Raw genomic sequence first — 18159 nt, 5'->3', positions numbered from 1 at the left:
TATTCCTCCCCGTTTCATTAACTACCATCATTGTACGAAAACCAACCATGATGATAAAACGGCTCTAGATGGAATCTTTTGTCAGACTTAAGGCTTAGCAGTTGTAAGAATAGTCCTACTAGTACTATTTTACTGCTTTTCTAGCCTGTTCTCTAATTCTAGCTATTTCCTAGCACTTTAAATGAATTTTCATTTATAATTATTTCAGATAGTAATAAATTACAAGGTGGGGGCTATGTGTCGAAGTCAATATACACAAATGGGTTAATTTATACGCTTGACACCAATCAACCTGTGGTTGAATCAGTTGTGGTAGAGAATGGCAGGATTATAGATTTAGGTGCACATCATGAAATGAGTTTACAATGGGGAAGAGCAGGAGTAAGAGTAATCGACCTGCAGGGGAAAATGGTTACCCCAGGTCTGATAGACAGCCATTTACACATGTCAGGTGTGGCATTTAATTTTTTAGACTTAGATTTAACTGGGGTTACATCAAAATCAGAAATGCTCGATAAAATAAAGCAAAAAGCAGATAGTGTTGGTCCTGGGAAATGGTTAATCGGGATGGGCTGGGATGAAAATCTCTTTACAGAAGGATCTATTCCTACTATGGAGGAACTAGATTATGTTGCACCACATTGTCCAATTTACTTAAAAAGAATATGCTATCATGCATTTTTAGTAAATAGTAAAGCACTTGAAATGAGTCAGTATCATCCTTCGACTGAAGTACCGAAGGGTGGAAGTGTGGTATTGGATCCACATACAAAAAAGCCTACAGGAATGCTGTTGGAATCTGCTTCACAGATAGTAACCAAACATATTCCAGACAAAACATACGATGAGTTAAAAAATGGTTTAGCTCATGCGATGAAATTTGCTATCAAAAATGGCTTAACCAGCGTACATACCAATGATCCGGCCTACTTAGGCGGCCTTGAGCAAACTTATCGCATGTATGATGAATTAATCAATCATGAACAAAAAGGGCTGCGCTGTAATCTTCTGATTGATTATCCATACCTGCCAGCACTAAAGGAAATGGGAATGGCTGTAGGATTTGGGAATGAGAAATTGCAAATTGGCGCTATTAAAATATTTGCAGATGGAGCATTTGGACGTAGAACTGCGTTGCTTTCAAAGCCTTATAACGACGATCCAAGTCAATTTGGAGAAGCCATGCAAACGCAAGAAGTTCTTTATAACATAGTAAAGGATGCACGGGAGCAATCCATGCCAATTGCTGTTCATACGATTGGGGATAAGGCATTGGAAGATGTTCTCGATATCCTGGATCAATTTCCAAAGGTGAACTACCGAGATCGGATTATCCATACTTCGTTAGTCAGAGAAGATTTAATTGCTCGATTAGCGGATCCAAGTATCATTGCAGATATTCAGCCCAGGTTTGTTGTGGGGGATTATCCATGGGTAGTTGAACGGATAGGTAAGGAGCGGGAAGCTTATTTATATGCATGGAAATCCTTACTATCAAAAGGTGTTATCTGTGCGGGTGGCTCTGATGCACCCGTTGAACCTATTGATCCATTGCTTGGTATTCATGCTGCCGTTACTCGGAAAACACCTGGTAAGCCTGAAATATGGAATGGGGATCAGAAAATTTCGATGCTTGACGCCGTAAAGTTATTCACAATAGGTGGAGCCTTTGCTACAAACGAAGAAGCAATAAAAGGTACCATTTCAAGAGGAAAGTTAGCGGATATGACGGTGTTTTCTAAGAATCTCTTCACATTGGAAAAACCTGACGAACTATTAGATACAAATATTGAAATGACCATTATCGATGGGGAAATTCAATAATATAAAGGAAAGAGCATCGATTAAGATGCTCTCTTCCTTATTGTCACCTTAAAGTAAGAATTGGTTGGTCAGCAGGATATTTGAAATATTGCCTAATCGTAAGTGAGATTCCTTTTGCTATTGAAGTAGCCATTGTATAGATAAGATTCAGGTCTGTACAAAGGAGCGAATTTTTTAAGGCAGGATCATTCTCGAGAACAATGCCTGTTAAACTAGAATCTCCGATGGGAGGGAGTATATTTCCTAATCCAATACCAGGAATGATGGGTCCTTCATTGACCACAATTGAATTCACCATTTCTTCAATGCCAAAAACACTATCCACTGCAAGAACATAACTATTTTTTCGAAATGGATAGGTGGTTACCTCAGAAACCAGTGTTGTCGCATCTAATGGATCCTGCAGGTTTCCTAAGACAGTTAAGTGATTAGGATAACTGTTTTTTAGCAGAGTTCCAACAAATGGGCCCAGACTGTCACCACTAATACGACTAGAGCCAATCCCAATCACATAAATATGCTGTGTTCCCTCTGGAATAAGGGCATACAGGGCTTGCCGGATGAAAAGAGGTGCTAATCTATGATTATACGGAATAACTAGATTGTGTTTAGAACGTAAACTGTTACTAATAATGCTGCTCCCCATAAATTGAACACCTCTACATCGTTTATATCTTCAAATTCTGCATTTCTACTTAATTTTCCTTCTATATATAAAAAAACTATGGTATAAAAACAAATTGATAAGTTTAATTGAATCGTTATGTGACCAAATAAGCTTTCGAATCAATGAAACGGTCACATAGATAAGTTCTATATGACCTAATAGGCTTCCGAATCAACGAAATGGTCACATAGATAGGTTCTCTATATGACCTAATAAGCTTCTGAATCAAGGGAACGGTCACATAGCGAGGATCCATGGGAATCCTACTATTATTACCAAGGAAAGTACTCAATACACTAATTCTATAATTCTTTTACAATAGCACGCCCTGCCTGTCTACCGGTAAAAAGGCATCCTCCAAGAAACGTTCCTTCAAGTGCGCGATAGCCATGTACACCGCCGCCTCCAAAGCCACAAACTTCTCCCGCCGCATATAAGCCAGGAACAGGATTACCGGCATGATTGAGCACTTTGCCAGATAAATCTGTTTGCAGTCCACCTAGTGTTTTGCGACTGACGATATTTAACCGAACAGCAATCAATGGTCCATTCTTGGAATCAAGAATTTTGTGTGGGGAGGCAACTCGTATCAGCTTGTCACCAAGATAGTTACGTGCCCCGCGTATAGCCGTTATCTGAAGGTCCTTTGTAAATTTATTGTCCATCTCACGATCTCTGGCAGCGATTTGACGTTCTATTTCCGCAAGGTTAAGAAGATTATCATCTGTAAGTCTATTCATTCCTTCCACAAGCCTTGCCAGATTATCAGCAATTACAAAATCCTCACCTTTGTCCATAAATGCCTTTACCGGAGTGGTCGGACCAGGAAAAATGCGAGACAGGACTTTTTTTATACTTTTTCCAGTTAGATCAGGATTTTGCTCAGAGCCAGATAGAGCAAACTCTTTTTCTATTATTTTCTGTGTTAATATAAACCATGAATAATCATAGCCTGTCTTTTGAATAGCCTCGAGCGTACCTAATGTATCAAAGCCAGGGAAATTGGGTGCCTGAAATCGCTTTCCTGTTGCGTCGAGCCAAATAGACGAAGGTCCAGGTAAAATACGGATTCCATGATTACTCCAAACCGGGTTCCAATTTTTTATGCCTTCGGTATAGTGCCACATTCTATCGCGGTTCACCATTCTACCGCCAGCATTTTCAGCAATTTCTAGCATGCTTCCATCAACATGATCGGGAACACCAGAAATCATTCTTTTCGGTGCTTTGCCAAGTCGTTCTGGCCAATTTTTTCGAATTAATTCGTGATTACCACCGATACCGCCACTTGTTACGATGACAGCCTGAGCATTAAACTCAAAATCTCCGATTATTTCACGGGAACTTTTCTCGCCGCGGGCAGCAGAGCTAGGGACGAGAATAGATCCATTGACACCAACGACAGCACCATTTTCGGTGAGTAATGACTTAACCCGATGACGTGGGCGATAATCCACTAGTCCTATAGTCATGGCTTCGCGGACTCTTTTATCAAACGGTTCCACAATTCCTGGCCCAGTCCCCCAGACAATATGAAACCGAGGAACTGAATTCCCATGCCCTTCAGCTAAATATCCTCCACGCTCAGCCCAGCCTACAACTGGAAAGAAGCGAACACCCATCTTATACAACCATTCACGTTTTTCACCTGATGCAAAATCCACATAAGCCTCAGCCCATTTTTTGCCCCAGAAATCTTCATCTTTCTCTCTATCAAAGCCTGCCGCACCCAACCAGTCCTGCCAAGCAAGTTCACGTGAATCTTTAATTCCCATTCTACGTTGTTCAGGTGAATCGACAAGAAACAATCCGCCAAAGGACCACCAGGCTTGGCCGCCAATGGAAGCCTCCGGTTCTTGATCTAAAAGCAGCACTTTCTTACCAGCCTCTGCAAGCTCAGCTGTTGCGACTAAACCAGCCAGCCCCGCACCAACTACAATGACATCAAACTTCATAATTTACCCCCAGATAGTCTTATACTCCGATAGTATTTTAAATTTTCAAAAAAGTCAAATTGAGTATTTGTAACAGGAAAATGAAGGATTAAAATAGAATAAAAAGGTGTAACGACTTACAGTTGGGAGGCCATAACAGACATGAAGAATAATAAAGGGAAATATGACCCGTACGGAAGTAACGAAGATTTAGAAGAAGCGAAAAAGCTGCCTGGTTTTGGTAAGCCACTGCCAAAAAATTTGTTTTCTGGTGACATTTATAATAATTTCCTTAAAACAGCCAAAGAAGCAGGTTATTTACCACCATTTGTTGCACTGCAAAAGGAAATTAGACAGGAGATGGGTAAGCTCCTTAAAATGATAGAATCGGAATCGAAAGAGGAGGAGATAAATAGCTTAATTAATGAAATGAATGTAAAGATAAAAAAGTATAATATGGAATGTCCTACAAGTATGCAAAAGATGTTAATTAACCTTGAGGATATAGAATTACATGCGAAGATATGGAAATAGAAAACAGAAATGAAATCATAATATTAGACACCAGATATCAAAGATAATAAGATTAAGAAAGAATGTTCGTTTATAAGTTACTAGCTTATTAGATGCGCAATCAGAGGTTCGTAAGAAAGAATAGGGGTGTTGAGAAATGGATGATCGTTTTTTTCGAAATGCAATGGGGAAATTTGCGACGGGGATAACCGTGGTTTCAACTGAAATTGATGGTGAAGCACATGGAATGACAGCGAATGCTTTCGTATCTGTCTCGTTAAGTCCTAAACTAATCCTTGTATCAATTGATAAAAGAGCAAGAATGTTACCTCTTATCCAAAAATCTAAAAAGTTTGCGGTAAGCTTCTTATCCGCTCAACAACAAACAGAATCCATGCGTTTTGCCGGGCAAATCAAAGAGGAAACTCCTTATAACTTTGAACAATTTGGCGAATTACCTGTTATCCAGGGCGCACTTGCGAACCTGACTTGCAACCTTTACAACGAAGTTGAGGCAGGGGACCACATTTTATTTATCGGTGAGGTTACTGATCTAAAGGTGAACGAAGGGGATCCGTTATTATATTTCGGAGGCCAATATCGCAAGTTAGAAGAATAACTTACTTTGAGAAAGCTGTCACATGGCAGCTTTTTCTAATTGTGCTTCTTGTACAGTATTGTACAATAGGAATAGGAGGGATATACCTTGTTAAAAAAGATAAGAATTGCATTAGGAATTGTTGTTTTATTATTAGCTGGATTTGGATTACTGACAAAAAACTTCGTGGCACAGCCTTTCATGATGCTTGGATTGAGTGCCTTTATTTTGGTCGGCGGGATAGACGAGCTTAAAAACGGACAAAAACGCCGTGGATATATTAGCATTTTTCTATCTGTATTTGTTTTAGCCATTTTAGTTCAATCTTACACATCTTAAAACGATGAAGAGACCTTCAATATATTGGAGGTTTTTTTTGTATCAAGAGGGACTAAAGTATGAGCAATTACCCCAATTTATTTCCCAACTCTCTATAGCGAGTGGAGTATTGATTATTTAGAAATTTCTAAATAAACTCAATATTACAGCCGCAAAAAAAGCTGTACATAAAAAAAATCGAGAGGGGAAATAAGATGAAAAAGAAAAAAAGGATTGCCTCCGCATTACTAGCAATAACAATGGGAGTTTCTCTATTTGCCTCAGCAGCTTATGGTGAGGTCACAGACTCAAAAGAAACTTACCGGGTCATTATTAACGGACCAAATTCTGATAAAGTAAAAGCAAAAGGAAGTACTGGTGTTCGATGGGATTTTGGATCTGATGGGTATTCTACTACCGTGAATGCGAAGCAATATCAAGCACTATTAAAAAATAAGAACCTAACAATTGAAAAAGTACTAGAAGTTCAATTAGATCGAATTGAAAGCGCTTTAAAAAATACAATCGGTACAACCGCAATTACATCCCTGCCAAGTGACCGGACACCGTGGGGTATGCAAGCTATTTACAATGATCCAAATATTACAAGTACATCAGGTGGAGCGGGAATTAAAATTGCCGTTTTAGATACTGGCGTTTATATTAATCATTATGATTTAGTAGGAAGCGGTGAACAATGTAAAGACTTTACCCAATCCTCGTCAGCGCTTGTAAATGGAACTTGTACGGATCGAAACGGACACGGTACACATGTGGCAGGATCTGCACTTGCACACGGAGCATCTGATGGTTTAGGGATTTACGGGGTTGCACCACAAGCAAAGCTTTGGGCATATAAGGTATTAAGTGACAGTGGATCTGGATACTCAGATGATATTGCTGGAGCGATTCGTCATGCTGCCGATGAAGCTGTTAGAACTGGCTCAAAGGTTATTATATCTATGTCATTAGGTTCTGCAGGTAAGGATACGATGATTGCTAGTGCAGTAGATTATGCATATAGCAAGGGAACGCTTGTGGTTGCCGCTGCTGGTAACGATGGATATGCTGCTAATACCATTGGATATCCAGGAGCATTAAAGAATGCAGTAGCTGTAGCAGCTTTAGAAAATGTTCAACAAAATGGAACTTATCGTGTAGCCGATTTCTCATCTCGTGGAAACCCATCAACTGATGGTGATTTTGTCATCCACGAAAGAGATGTAGAAATCTCAGCCCCTGGTAAAGACATTCAATCTACTTGGTACGACGGAAACTACAATACGATTAGTGGGACCTCAATGGCTACTCCTCATGTATCAGGGCTAGCAGCAAAAATTTGGTCATCTAATTTATCATGGTCAAATACACAGCTTCGTTCTGAGTTACAAAGAAGAGCTAAATTATACGATATTAAGGGGGGATTCGGAGCTGCAACAGGAGATGACTACGCTTCAGGATTTGGTTTTGCAAGAGTAAGATAATACTAGGGAGGAAGCCATCTAAAAATATAGATGGCTTTTTCTTCTTTTATATAAATTTATTGGGAAAATCCTTTTTATACATTAACCTTAAATTTTTGGTTTACAAATTCACCAATTTCATCAATAGCCTGATTTGCTTCTGGTATTTCAAATGTGTGAAATACATGCCACAAATCCTCCCAAACTTTAAAGCTTACTTCCACACCTGCCGCACGAGCACGATCAACAAGGCGGACAGAGTCACTTAAAAGTATCTCATCATTTCCAACGTGTACCAACATCGGAGGAAGGCCTTCTAAGTTAGCGTAAATTGGTGAAACGAGGGGAGTACGTCGATCTAAGTCACCAATATATAAGACTGGAGTTGCACGTGAAGCTTCTGGTTTTAACCATGGATCCGCATCAGCACGTGTTTCCATAGATTCTCCTGTACCTCCCAAATCCGTCCAAGGAGAAATAAGCACGGTCAAAGCAGGAAGTTCATCCCCAGCTTCTTTTAATGATAGTAATGTTGATAAAGTAAGGCCGCCTCCAGCAGAGTCACCGCCAATAATGATTTGTTCCGGTTTATACCCAGAGGAAACTAACCAGCGATAGGCTTGAACTGCATCTTCAATGGCAGCTGGAAATGGATTTTCTGGAGCAAGCCTGTATTCAGGCAATAATACCCTCGAAGACGTTGAGCGGGAAAGCTTAGCTGCAATGCCTCTATGAGTGTTACAATTGCCAAGAATATAGGCACCACCGTGTAAATAAAGGAAAACTCGATCTTCTACAGCGTTTGGAGCTGACACCCATTCTGCTGGAATCCCTTCAACTGTGGTTTTCTCTGCTTTTACATCCAGTGCAATAGGGGTTAAGCTTGCTAACATTTCCAATCCTTTTCTTGATGCTTCAAGATTAAAGCCTGCAGGTTGAGATGCAGCATAAGCCTTTAAATATTGTCTTACCGCAATACTTTCTAGACTTGGCATTTCTTTTTCCTCCTATTAAAATATTATTTTTACATATTATTAGTTCGCTATCATTCAAAAAATCCCTCCAATATTTAACAACTTTTCCAATAAGAAAGGCCATTAACCATAGTAAATGGCTAATGGCCTTTCTTATTATCTCGGAGTTAATGTTTTGACTGAAATGGCAGGGGAATAGGAGGTGACAATACAGCCCTCTAGATTCTTTTCATCTAACAACCCTAGTTGAAGTGCAGATTTAATTTTGGCATCATCCGGTTTCTTTACCACTTGAACGAGGTCGGTCATCTGTAATTCCTCTAACCTTTTTACCGTTACTTCTTCATTATATTTTTCAATTTTCCTCATTTGCCGCTGCAGCTTATAGCCATTTATCGTAACTTCGGCTTTATTATTAGGACCGACTAGTTTATTAAAGTAATCATGAAAAGTGTCTTTTAATTCATTCATTTCCAACTCGATTTCCTTTTTCTTTTTACTAAGCTCATAATATTTAACCAACATTTCATCTGTTATGAAGGAATCATTCTGTTTACCCAAGAGCCTCTCCTCCTCATCGAACGTATATTCTAATGTATTAGCTTTGATAAGGAATTATTACGATAAACCATCTACAATATTTTTAGTTAAGTACTATTTATGACGTTCCAAAATATAGGAGGAGGGGCTTGAGAAATCAAGCTTATTTTTATTCCAATATTCCCGTTTCATAGGTATAAACGGGGATTTCTGAAAATAAGATGAAGGTAGGTTTTGCCCATTATATGAATATTGCACTACATAGGCTTTTTGACTCCAATATTATGGGTAATGCTATAAAAAATGAATAGAGGTGTTAGCTTGAAGAAGTTTTTGGGTATTGTATTTTTTATGTTTCTACTAGCGCTATTGGCCGCTTGTGGTAATGATGACAAGACAACAAATGAGGAACCAGCAACGGAAGAAACAGCTGGCAGTGAAGATTCAAGCGGAAACGAGGGCTCTGATACTGCAGAGGACCCAGCATCAACATCTCTAGCAGGGAATGAGGTATTTCAAAAGAGCTGCATCACGTGTCACAGTTCTGGTGATATCACTGGAGGGCAAGCAAAGATTGATGGAGCAAAAATTCGTACTGACTTTAAAACAAAAGAAGATCTCCTAGCATTTGTCGGAAAGAATATGCCGAAAAGTGCTCCTGGTTCTTTATCACAAGATGAATATCAAGCAGTAGTAGACTATTTATGGGATCAAAAATAAAATAGATTACAAGTAAAGGTATTGGTTTGTAACAGAACCAATACCTTTTTAACATAAAGAAAGGAAAAATGTGCAGAATAGTCTGTAAGAAACTTTATAGGATGGATTCCTGGATGCACATTTTATTTGATATAATTATTAGTTTCATTGTAGAAGTACTCTTTCACGGTGTTATTCGATGGGTGGGGAAATTTATCCACTGGATTGGTAAGCTATTTAGGGTATTTAAAAAGTAATTCTTATTTTGAGAGTAATTGATCTAGATGTTTCCGTATAGCTTCAGGATTTCCGGAAATACTTTCTTCTCTGATTTCATCTTTTTTCATTTTCTCTATGGAATTAGCCAAAATCTCTTGTTCCCTTGCTTGAGGAATCACAACCACTCCATCTGCATCTCCTATAATGATGTCCCCAGGATTTACTGGAACACCACCACATGAAATCGGTACATTCACTTCACCAACGCCAGCTTTACTACTTGCAGCAACTGTCGTTCCCCTTGAGAATACAGGGAAATTAAGCGCTTTAACTCCTACGATATCACGTATTACACCATCCACTACTAAACCGCCAATACCCAATGTTTGTGCCATACCCACAACAAAATCTCCAGCAATCGCTCTATATTGGTCACCCTTTACATCCACAACTAAAATATCACCAGGTTTTGACTTAGAAATAGCTTCTAGGACCGAGAGATTTTCACCAACAGGAATCTTTACGGTGAAAGCTCTACCGGCAACTTTGTACTCTTCCTTAAGTGGTTTAATAGCCGGATGAAAATTATTCAACCCATCCATGGCATCTGATATACAAGTGGTTGGAACACAAAGAAACTCCTTAATAATATTTTCCAAAATCATTCTCCTCTCATAGATATTCTTCCTGTATTAATTATAATTGGTTAACTAAGGAAAAGCTTGGAGAATTTTCTCCAAGCTTTATTAATCACTAAATTCTCTCATTCGGTTTAAGAGTAGTCCATCGGTTTTATTATTTTCACCAACTACAAAATCCTTCATATAGCAGGTCAAGTATTGCCCATAATGATTGTTTGTTTTTAGTAATAGCTCGTCCACGTAGTAAACGCCTTTAGGAATTTGATCGAGCAGAAGGACGGATAGGGCAGCATAAATACCGCAAGCAACCTGGAAGTAGGTGGCGTTTGTTTTATATTGAGCAAAGATTCTTTCATTTTCCAAAACATTATAAATATAACGCTCTTTGTCCTGATAAACCATCAATAAACCAACGAGGTCCTTACCAGCAAGCGGAGCCTCAAAGGGGTCAAGAACTTTCATTTCAAAGTCCCACAAAACATCTGTGTCATCCAAATGGCTGCGTATAATTTTTGTGGTATGGTCATTCACCTTGTACAAAAAAGCGCTTTCCATATCATATAATTTACCAAGCGTGTAGACTTCTTCATGCGGCATTAAACAACCGAAAAATTGCTTTTTCCCTAAAGTTACTTGGAATTCGATATTGTAGACATCATCATATAGAAAAAGCGGAGTACGATTCTTCATGAACATGGGGTAACATAAAATGGCTTCATCTAGGAAGCATTCCGGAGACCAAGTAGTATAAATTACGTCTTTTTTGGCCTGTGACTTATCCTTGAAAAAAGAGGTATCATGTTCGACGATGTAGCAGCCAAGTGGTTTTTCGTTCGAATTTTGATTCATAAGTTCAAACGCCATCCATTGCACCACGCCCGGATTCATTCCCGAGCATACAATCGCATTTGTATTTTTAAAGGAATCCTTGTGTTTTTCGAAGTAGCGAATTCTTTCAATCAATGGAAAACCTTTAAACTGTACTTCATTATCATCGATAAACGTATTTTCCAGAGCAGAATTAACATATTTGATACCAAGCGCATCACAGCATTGAAGCATATCAACAGTATCAGCCCATGAAACATCAATAACAATACTTGTATTAGTTTTTGTTAAATGGTTCATCAACTGTTCCTTATCCTTTAGGTCAAATTGGTGGTAGACCACCTTTTGTGTTAAATTCGGAAATAAATTTTGATAGTACAGAGCTTCCTTTTGTTTATAATCTATTAAGTGAATGGTACTATTAATAATGATTTGATGAATCGGATCTTTATCATTCCGTACAGATTGATTTAAAATGGAAAGAACAGATTTTGCAACCCCTCCAGCACTTCCGAAGATGGATATAACGGTTTGGAGATCTTTCATTTCAACACCTCGTCCATATTTTTTATTAAAATATGTTAAAAGGATGGAAATGGATTGGATTATTATCTTAAAACAACAATAATTAAGGTGGAATACAGGGTACTTTACCTTAAATGCCGTTTATATCATTTAAATGATGATCAATTGAGATGTAAATAGCTATAAAATGATCAAGCTTTTGACTGACCTTAATCGTTTTTTCACTGCATAATCCTTCATTTAAACCAATCATGACCATTTCTTCTCTAAGTATCTCAATTTGATTTTTTAATTGTAATGGGCATAGTTGTATGGGTGTCATACTATCACTTCCAGTTTTAATATAATTACACATATAATTGTAATGATGTTAAATATATACAATATATCAATAGTATAAGAAAAAAGTACTAATTAAACAGTGAAACTTCTCACATATCATAGGATTTTTATCATGATTAATACTAGATTTAGGCAAATAGGATTATATATTTGGAGTTGAAAATTTTGAGTAGTAAATTTGCAAAATGGTATGATTTTTTTATGAGACCCTTGGAACAAAGAAAGTTTAAGAGGATTCGGAATGAGTTGCTAAAAGGTGCGAGTGGGAAGGTGCTTGAACTTGGTTCAGGGACTGGAATTAATTTTCCACTGTATCACAATGTTGATAAAGTTATCGCCATCGAACCAAGTCAGCCTATGATTGACCGATCCTTAACAAAACAGAAAGCAGCTGTAGTTCCGATAGAAATCGTTAAAGCAAGCGCAGAGAGCCTGCCCTTTGAGGATCGTACATTTGATACTGTAGTGGCAACATTGGTATTTTGTACAATCCCAAATGTTGAAAAGGCTATTAATGAGTTAAAAAGAGTTTGTAAACCAGATGGGAAAGTCCTTCTGTTTGAACACGTAAAAATGGAAAATGCCGCGCTAAGTAAAATGCAGGAAAGTTTAACGCCTTTTTGGAAAAAAGTTTGTGATGGCTGTTGCTTGGATAGAGAGACATTAGGGGAATTTACAAATCAGGGTTTGAAGATAGAGAGAGTAGAACATTTTTATAAAGATCTCTTTGCTGTGGCAGTGTTAAGAAATAATCAATAAGGAAAAACCTCAAATCGCTTTGAGGTTTTTTAGTTTGTTCTGCGGGCAAAGTCAACAAATCTGAATTTATCTGGGCGATGCCGGGATTCCGTATATTGAAAAAGGCTGGCATCCTCTAAGTAAACATAGTTTTTGATGACGACAATATTATGAAAACCATCGAGGTCTAAAAACGTACGATCTTCCGCAGTTGGTTCTTCTACGACAATTTCCTTTTTTGCAAAACTAATTTTCAAATTTAGTTCATTCTCCAAGTAGGCATAAATAGAATCCGCACAAATTTCCTCTGTAATAGATGGAACAAATTTAGCCGCTAGATAATCTTTATCAAGAATGATTTTCTTGCCGCCAATTTCCCGCGTACGAACAACCTTCCATACTTGATCTTTACCGGAAAGCTGAAGCTGCTGCTTCAGATAGGCGTCAGGCTTGATAATTAATGATAATTCATTGACAATCGTTCGTGGCTTTTTTTCCATTTTGTCTGCGAGTTCCTTAAAGCTCACCAGGCCTGAAACCGGAAAATCAAACTTATTAATATCAATGACAATCGAACCTTTTCCCCTGACTTTTTGGATATAACCATTTTGAGCAAGGAGATTTAACGCTTTCCTAATCGTTTCTCTAGATGTATCGTACTGTTCCTTCAGTTCATTTTCAGAGGGGAGAAGGGAGTTCGGCGGGATTTCCCCGCCTTTAATTTGATCCACTATCGTATTAAAGATGATTTGGTACTTATTTGTCATAAGAATCTCCCATTATTTTTTCAAGTGATAAACAATGGACTCATATGGTCGTAATTGTATATCTTTTTCTAGTGGAGCAGAGTCCTCATAATTTGAGAGTAACACAGTTTTTGACAAAGCATCAATGTCTAACTTCACTGGGAGCGCATAAGCTGTTTCTTTTCCATAAAAATTATTTATAACTAAGAGCATCTCTTTTTCCGTTTTTCGAACAAAAGCAAAAATAGATTTATCGTCTTCAGAAATCAATTCATAATCACCGTCCGTGATGACATCATACTCTTTTCGTAAGCGAATGAGTTCTTGATAGTGATAAAAAATAGAATTTGAATCCTTAATTGCGGTTTCAGCATTAATTTCCTTATAATTTGCCGCAGTATGAATCCACGGAGTGCCGGTAGTAAAACCAGCATGTTCACTCTTATTCCATTGGACTGGAGTACGAGAATTATCCCGTGATTTTTGCTTTAAAATCTCGATAATTTCGTTTTCCGACATCCCCTCATTTTTCTTAATTTCAAAGATATTACGTGACTCCACATCTCGGTATTTTTCAATCTGGTCGAACTTCGGATTCGTCATCCCGAATTCTTCCCCTTGGTAGATATAAGGAGTTCCTTGCATCATATGGAGAGTCGTCGCAAGCATTTTTGCTGATTCTTTGTGGTACTGTTGATCATCCCCAAACCTTGAGACCGCACGTGGCTGATCATGGTTGCACCAGAAGAGGGCATTCCAGCCGCCGCCTTCATTCATTTCAACCTGCCATTCTGACAGAATATTTTTCAAAGCTTGAAAGTCAAATTCCGCTTTTGTCCATTTGTCCCCATTAGGATAATCCACTTTTAAATGATGAAAGCTGAACGTCATATTAAGCTCTTCTTCACTTGGTTTTGTGTACCGAATGCAATTATCGATGGATGTAGATGACATTTCGCCAACTGTCATAATGTCATATTTTGAAAATACATTTTCATTCATCTCATGGAGGAACTCATGAATTCTTGGTCCGTCGGTATAAAATTTTCGTCCATCACTATCATCCTGAGAGAACTGTTGGTCCTTAGAGATTAAATTGATAACATCCAACCTGAAGCCATCAACACCTTTTTTAAGCCAAAAATGCATCATTTCATATAATGCTTCACGAACCTTTGGGTTTTCCCAGTTTAAATCAGCCTGGGTAACATCGAATAAATGGAGGTAGTACTGGCCAGTAGTTTCATCCCATTGCCAGGCTGAGCCGCCAAATTTTGATTCCCAGTTGGTAGGAGGGAGGCTGTCTTTACCATCCTTCCAAATATAAAAATCGCGGTATGGATTGTCTTTTGAGGATTTTGCTTGCTTGAACCACTCATGTTCAGTGGATGTATGATTGATGACAATATCCATAATGATTTTGATTCCGCGCTTATGTGCTTCTGCAAGAAGCTTGTCAAAGTCAGCCATCGTGCCATATTCTTCTTGAATGTTGTAATAGTCGCTTATATCATAACCATTATCACGCTGCGGGGATTTATAAATCGGAGTAAGCCAAAGAACATCTACACCTAACTCCTTTAAATAGTCGAGTTTTTCGATGATTCCTTGGATATCGCCGGTACCATTACCGGAAGTATCATTAAAGCTTTTCGGATATATTTGATATACTACTGCTTTTTTCCACCATGATGTTGACATGATACACACCTGCCTATATTTTTTGAGACGCTAATATGGAAAAGGAGGGAGATGGTCTCCCTCCTAAATTGGAGTATTACTTTTTAAAAGAAAATTTGTTCATACCTGTTTTTGCAAAGATGATTGTTAAAATAAATGGCACTACAATTGCAACTAACATAGCAATTGCAAACATCATCATGTGCTGTGGCTGGATAGATAGGAATCCTGGAAGACCGCCAACACCGATTGAGTTAGCCATTACGTCACTACCTACAGAAATAACTGCTGCTACGAGAGAACCGATCATAGCTGCAAGGAAAGGGAAGCCGTATTTTAAGTTTATACCGAACATAGCAGGCTCTGTAACACCTAGGTAACAAGAAATTGCTGCAGGAATGGAGACTTGCTTTTCTTCTTCATTTCTACGATTGATATAGATCATTGCTAGTACAGCTGAACCTTGAGCAATATTTGATAATGCAATCATTGGCCATAGGTTTGTTCCGCCAAGCTCTGACATTAATTGAAGGTCAATCGCATTTGTCATATGGTGTAAGCCAGTGATAACAAGCGGTGCATAAGCAAAGCCGAAAATAGCAGCAAATAACCAGCCAAATGCAGAAGTTAAGCTTGAATACACAACATCAGAAATCCAAGAACCGATTGTCCAACCGATAGGACCTAAAACGATATGTGCAATCAATACAGTTGGAATTAATGCTAAGAATGGAACAACAATCATCGAGATTGAATTTGGAACAATTTTTCTAAGTCTTAATTCTAAGAAAGAGAGTACAAATCCGGCTAAAATAGCAGGGATAACTTGAGCTTGGTAACCAATCATTTCAATTTGAGCAAAACCAAAATCCCAAGTTGGAATTTCTTCTGCACCAGCAACGCCATAGGCATTAAGCAATTGTGGAGAAACCAAGGTAATACCAAGAACGATACCAAGGATAGGTGTAGCACCCATCTTTCTAGCAATGGACCAAGTAATCCCAACTGGAAGGAAGTGGAATACCGCTTCGCCAATCAGCCATAAAAATGCATGGACACCAGCCCAGAATTGTGAAACTTCAACAATGGTCTTCGTCCCATCTTCAAGCAATTTAATATCACCAATAACATTTCTAAATCCTAGTATTAAACCACCCACAACAAGGGCAGGAATTAATGGTGTGAAAATGTCTGCTAGATGGGCAATCATTCGCTGCTGCCAGTTCATATTTTGCTTTGCCGCAACTTTTGCTTCATCTTTTGTTGTTTCACTTACTCCGGCTACTTTAACAAAATCATTGTAGAAGGTAGAAACATCATTTCCAATGATTACCTGGAATTGTCCTGCTTGGGTAAAAGTTCCTTTTACAGGTTTAATAGCCTCAATTTTTGTTACATCTGCTTTGCTTGGATCATTTAAAACAAAGCGCATTCTCGTTACACAATGGGTAACGGCCGCAATGTTTTCCTTACCTCCAACGTGTTCGAGCAGTTCCTTCGCTGACTCATTGAACTTCGTCATAATTTCTTCCCCCTGTAGGAATTGGAAGTCTCCAATTCTATATATATTTAATTTTTACCTTGTATCTACAGGTTCATGTGTACGTTTTCACCTTAACCCTAAGCATGTATATACAAGTTTTTTGATTACGTTTACATATTAACTTGTATATACAAGACTGTCAACTAATTATTTTTAAAAACCATTTGCTATGTTAAAGCTTAATATTGATTTTGGCACTCTGTTGATTTGTGCGGAAGGCTCGAGACTCCTTGAAAATGCTATCGCATTTTCTTCGTGCGTGGGCAGAATCGAGGATGAAATCAATGTCCTGCAGGAGGACGGGACAGGGGAGACCCGCTCATCTCTTAGCGCCGAGGAGCAGGAAAAGCGGAAGCACCTTGTACAGCCCCGACAAGCGCTGGAAGGCCTGACGATGAAGTCGTTCTTTGACTTCATCGTTGGCACCGAAGCGACTCGAGTGGCTAGGCGCTTCCGCTAGACAGGCTTCCCGAAACGCCTGCGGAAAGCGAAACGCCTCGGAACAGGCAGAGACCGCCTGTCCATGCGGTGATTATTCGAAGAAGCATTCCTTTGTGGAGCACAAATCAACAGCCAAGTGTAACAGAGCCAAAATAAAAGAGTAAGTAATGATTTACTTTTTATAGGAGCTATTATTACAAGTTCATAACTTTTTAGCTTTAACGCTTTAAACTATTGAAAGAATTTTCAAAAAATGCTATGCTTTACTTGTTTAAATTCTTCTGAGTTTAGACCTCCTAAAACTGGGGCTTAGCCTTGACCACTAAGCTCATCTTTTGCCTTTGACAACTGTTCAAAGGTATTTTTTTGTATTTTGATTAAAAAATCTATTTTGTGAAAAACTAATATATTGTTGCTTATTTAAAATTTTAGGAGAGTGTTTATTATGAAGGGTCAAATTACGCCATATTTATCTTTTAATGGGAATGCGAAACAAGCATTGGAGTTCTATAAGGAAGCATTAGGTGCGGAAGTTACAGGAGTTCAAACATTTGGTGAAGCAGATTACCCAACTCCACCTGAAGCAGATGATCGAATCATGCATGCGCAGCTAAAAAAAGGTGGCATTTCGATTATGTTTTCGGACACCTTCCCAGGTCAATCGGTCGTAGTGGGGTCTAACATTTCGCTCACACTTGAGCCGGAGAGTGATGAAGAAATTCAAAATCTATACGATGCTCTTTCTAAAGGCGGCAAGCAGCTTATGGAGCTAGAGGACACTTTTTGGGGTGCGAAATATGGAAGGGTCCAGGATTCCTTCGGGATTATTTGGGAATTGAATTATCAAAAATCATAACATTCAAAAAAGCACTTTTTTGAGTGCTTTTTTGAATGCAAAAAAAAAAAGAAAGTGGTGGGGCCACTTT

Annotated in this window: 19 protein-coding genes; 9 read left to right on the top strand and 10 right to left on the bottom strand. The window is 38.5% G+C overall.

The genetic code is table 11. The annotated features are described in order from the left end of the window. Positions 1–237 precede the first annotated feature (237 nt). The gene (locus tag QNH48_RS16540) at positions 238–1824 is read left to right on the top strand and encodes an amidohydrolase (protein ID WP_283951160.1); all 1587 of its coding nucleotides are present in this window, start codon (positions 238–240) and stop codon (positions 1822–1824) included. Between the two features lie 43 nt (positions 1825–1867). Here QNH48_RS16540 and yyaC read toward each other — a convergent pair whose 3' ends face one another. Both yyaC and QNH48_RS16530 read right to left on the bottom strand, forming a co-directional pair. After that, positions 1868–2470: a spore protease YyaC gene (yyaC, locus tag QNH48_RS16535; protein ID WP_283951159.1), complete on the bottom strand. Its 603-nt coding sequence runs from the start codon at positions 2468–2470 to the stop codon at positions 1868–1870. 323 nt (positions 2471–2793) lie between these two features. Further along, a complete protein-coding gene (locus tag QNH48_RS16530) occupies positions 2794–4446 on the bottom strand; it encodes an FAD-binding dehydrogenase (protein WP_283951158.1) in 1653 nt (550 codons plus the stop codon). A gap of 141 nt (positions 4447–4587) precedes the next feature. Here QNH48_RS16530 and QNH48_RS16525 point away from each other — a divergent pair, with 141 nt between their 5' ends. From QNH48_RS16525 to QNH48_RS16510, 4 genes are all read left to right on the top strand, one after another. Next, positions 4588–4959, top strand: a complete 372-nt coding sequence (locus QNH48_RS16525) for a DnaJ family domain-containing protein (RefSeq protein WP_283951157.1) — start codon at positions 4588–4590, stop codon at positions 4957–4959. 136 nt (positions 4960–5095) lie between these two features. Continuing rightward, the gene (locus QNH48_RS16520; RefSeq protein ID WP_133371519.1) at positions 5096–5557 is read left to right on the top strand and encodes a flavin reductase family protein; all 462 of its coding nucleotides are present in this window, start codon (positions 5096–5098) and stop codon (positions 5555–5557) included. Positions 5558–5644: 87 nt separating this feature from the next. After that, entirely contained in the window at positions 5645–5875 is a 231-nt protein-coding gene (locus tag QNH48_RS16515) for a hypothetical protein (protein ID WP_283951156.1), read from the top strand. A gap of 194 nt (positions 5876–6069) precedes the next feature. Beyond that, complete coding sequence (locus QNH48_RS16510; RefSeq protein WP_283951155.1) at positions 6070–7338, top strand: S8 family peptidase; 1269 nt, start codon at positions 6070–6072, stop codon at positions 7336–7338. 74 nt (positions 7339–7412) lie between these two features. Here QNH48_RS16510 and QNH48_RS16505 read toward each other — a convergent pair whose 3' ends face one another. After that, complete coding sequence (locus tag QNH48_RS16505) at positions 7413–8312, bottom strand: alpha/beta hydrolase (RefSeq protein ID WP_283951154.1); 900 nt, start codon at positions 8310–8312, stop codon at positions 7413–7415. 135 nt (positions 8313–8447) lie between these two features. Next, the gene (locus QNH48_RS16500) at positions 8448–8852 is read right to left on the bottom strand and encodes a hypothetical protein (protein WP_257009150.1); all 405 of its coding nucleotides are present in this window, start codon (positions 8850–8852) and stop codon (positions 8448–8450) included. A gap of 330 nt (positions 8853–9182) precedes the next feature. Here QNH48_RS16500 and QNH48_RS16495 point away from each other — a divergent pair, with 330 nt between their 5' ends. Next, positions 9183–9551, top strand: a complete 369-nt coding sequence (locus QNH48_RS16495; RefSeq protein WP_283951153.1) for a c-type cytochrome — start codon at positions 9183–9185, stop codon at positions 9549–9551. A gap of 239 nt (positions 9552–9790) precedes the next feature. On the opposite strand, the gene QNH48_RS16490 is transcribed toward QNH48_RS16495, so the two are convergent. The 3 genes from QNH48_RS16490 to QNH48_RS16480 form a co-directional block, all read right to left on the bottom strand. Next, entirely contained in the window at positions 9791–10414 is a 624-nt protein-coding gene (locus QNH48_RS16490; RefSeq protein ID WP_481858423.1) for an RraA family protein, read from the bottom strand. Positions 10415–10495: 81 nt separating this feature from the next. Next, a complete protein-coding gene (locus QNH48_RS16485; protein WP_283951151.1) occupies positions 10496–11764 on the bottom strand; it encodes a saccharopine dehydrogenase NADP-binding domain-containing protein in 1269 nt (422 codons plus the stop codon). A gap of 109 nt (positions 11765–11873) precedes the next feature. Next, positions 11874–12065 carry an aspartyl-phosphate phosphatase Spo0E family protein gene (locus tag QNH48_RS16480; protein WP_283951150.1) on the bottom strand — a complete coding sequence of 64 codons (192 nt, stop codon included), beginning with the start codon at positions 12063–12065 and terminating at the stop codon, positions 11874–11876. Between the two features lie 185 nt (positions 12066–12250). On the opposite strand from QNH48_RS16480, the gene QNH48_RS16475 reads away from it, so the two are divergent. After that, complete coding sequence (locus QNH48_RS16475; RefSeq protein WP_283951149.1) at positions 12251–12844, top strand: class I SAM-dependent methyltransferase; 594 nt, start codon at positions 12251–12253, stop codon at positions 12842–12844. Positions 12845–12873: 29 nt separating this feature from the next. Here the strand turns inward: QNH48_RS16475 and treR are convergent, their stop codons facing one another. The 3 genes from treR to treP all read right to left on the bottom strand — a co-directional run bounded on the left by treR (position 12874) and on the right by treP (position 16771). Then, positions 12874–13590, bottom strand: coding sequence for a trehalose operon repressor (treR, locus tag QNH48_RS16470; RefSeq protein WP_283951148.1), 717 nt, complete (start codon positions 13588–13590; stop codon positions 12874–12876). 12 nt (positions 13591–13602) lie between these two features. Then, the gene (treC, locus tag QNH48_RS16465; protein ID WP_283951147.1) at positions 13603–15270 is read right to left on the bottom strand and encodes an alpha,alpha-phosphotrehalase; all 1668 of its coding nucleotides are present in this window, start codon (positions 15268–15270) and stop codon (positions 13603–13605) included. Positions 15271–15346: 76 nt separating this feature from the next. Continuing rightward, positions 15347–16771: a PTS system trehalose-specific EIIBC component gene (gene treP, locus QNH48_RS16460; protein ID WP_283951146.1), complete on the bottom strand. Its 1425-nt coding sequence runs from the start codon at positions 16769–16771 to the stop codon at positions 15347–15349. A gap of 190 nt (positions 16772–16961) precedes the next feature. Between treP and QNH48_RS16455 the strand changes: the two genes are divergently transcribed. Together QNH48_RS16455 and QNH48_RS16450 are read left to right on the top strand one after the other, a co-directional pair. Further along, positions 16962–17252, top strand: a complete 291-nt coding sequence (locus QNH48_RS16455; protein WP_283951145.1) for a hypothetical protein — start codon at positions 16962–16964, stop codon at positions 17250–17252. Between the two features lie 426 nt (positions 17253–17678). Further along, complete coding sequence (locus tag QNH48_RS16450) at positions 17679–18089, top strand: VOC family protein (protein ID WP_283951144.1); 411 nt, start codon at positions 17679–17681, stop codon at positions 18087–18089. Positions 18090–18159 lie beyond the last annotated feature (70 nt).

Origin of the sequence: Neobacillus sp. YX16 (assembly GCF_030123505.1) — a bacterium.
Lineage (GTDB): Bacteria > Bacillota > Bacilli > Bacillales > Cytobacillaceae > Neobacillus.
The sequence above is the reverse complement of the archived record's forward strand: the minus strand, read 5'-3'. Positions and strand labels throughout refer to the sequence as shown.

What these genes read in the sequence shown, in the direction of transcription:
- yyaC (WP_283951159.1), bottom strand. Translation starts at nt 2,470, where the DNA reads ATGGGGAGCAGCATTATTAGTAACAGTTTACGTTCTAAACACAATCTA.
- QNH48_RS16530 (WP_283951158.1), bottom strand. Translation starts at nt 4,446, where the DNA reads ATGAAGTTTGATGTCATTGTAGTTGGTGCGGGGCTGGCTGGTTTAGTC.
- QNH48_RS16525 (WP_283951157.1), top strand. Translation starts at nt 4,588, where the DNA reads ATGAAGAATAATAAAGGGAAATATGACCCGTACGGAAGTAACGAAGAT.
- QNH48_RS16520 (WP_133371519.1), top strand. Translation starts at nt 5,096, where the DNA reads ATGGATGATCGTTTTTTTCGAAATGCAATGGGGAAATTTGCGACGGGG.
- QNH48_RS16510 (WP_283951155.1), top strand. Translation starts at nt 6,070, where the DNA reads ATGAAAAAGAAAAAAAGGATTGCCTCCGCATTACTAGCAATAACAATG.
- QNH48_RS16505 (WP_283951154.1), bottom strand. Translation starts at nt 8,312, where the DNA reads ATGCCAAGTCTAGAAAGTATTGCGGTAAGACAATATTTAAAGGCTTAT.
- QNH48_RS16495 (WP_283951153.1), top strand. Translation starts at nt 9,183, where the DNA reads ATGTTTCTACTAGCGCTATTGGCCGCTTGTGGTAATGATGACAAGACA.
- QNH48_RS16490 (WP_481858423.1), bottom strand. Translation starts at nt 10,414, where the DNA reads ATGATTTTGGAAAATATTATTAAGGAGTTTCTTTGTGTTCCAACCACT.
- QNH48_RS16485 (WP_283951151.1), bottom strand. Translation starts at nt 11,764, where the DNA reads ATGAAAGATCTCCAAACCGTTATATCCATCTTCGGAAGTGCTGGAGGG.
- QNH48_RS16480 (WP_283951150.1), bottom strand. Translation starts at nt 12,065, where the DNA reads ATGACACCCATACAACTATGCCCATTACAATTAAAAAATCAAATTGAG.
- treR (WP_283951148.1), bottom strand. Translation starts at nt 13,590, where the DNA reads ATGACAAATAAGTACCAAATCATCTTTAATACGATAGTGGATCAAATT.
- treC (WP_283951147.1), bottom strand. Translation starts at nt 15,270, where the DNA reads ATGTCAACATCATGGTGGAAAAAAGCAGTAGTATATCAAATATATCCG.
- treP (WP_283951146.1), bottom strand. Translation starts at nt 16,771, where the DNA reads ATGACGAAGTTCAATGAGTCAGCGAAGGAACTGCTCGAACACGTTGGA.
- QNH48_RS16455 (WP_283951145.1), top strand. Translation starts at nt 16,962, where the DNA reads ATGTTAAAGCTTAATATTGATTTTGGCACTCTGTTGATTTGTGCGGAA.
- QNH48_RS16450 (WP_283951144.1), top strand. Translation starts at nt 17,679, where the DNA reads ATGAAGGGTCAAATTACGCCATATTTATCTTTTAATGGGAATGCGAAA.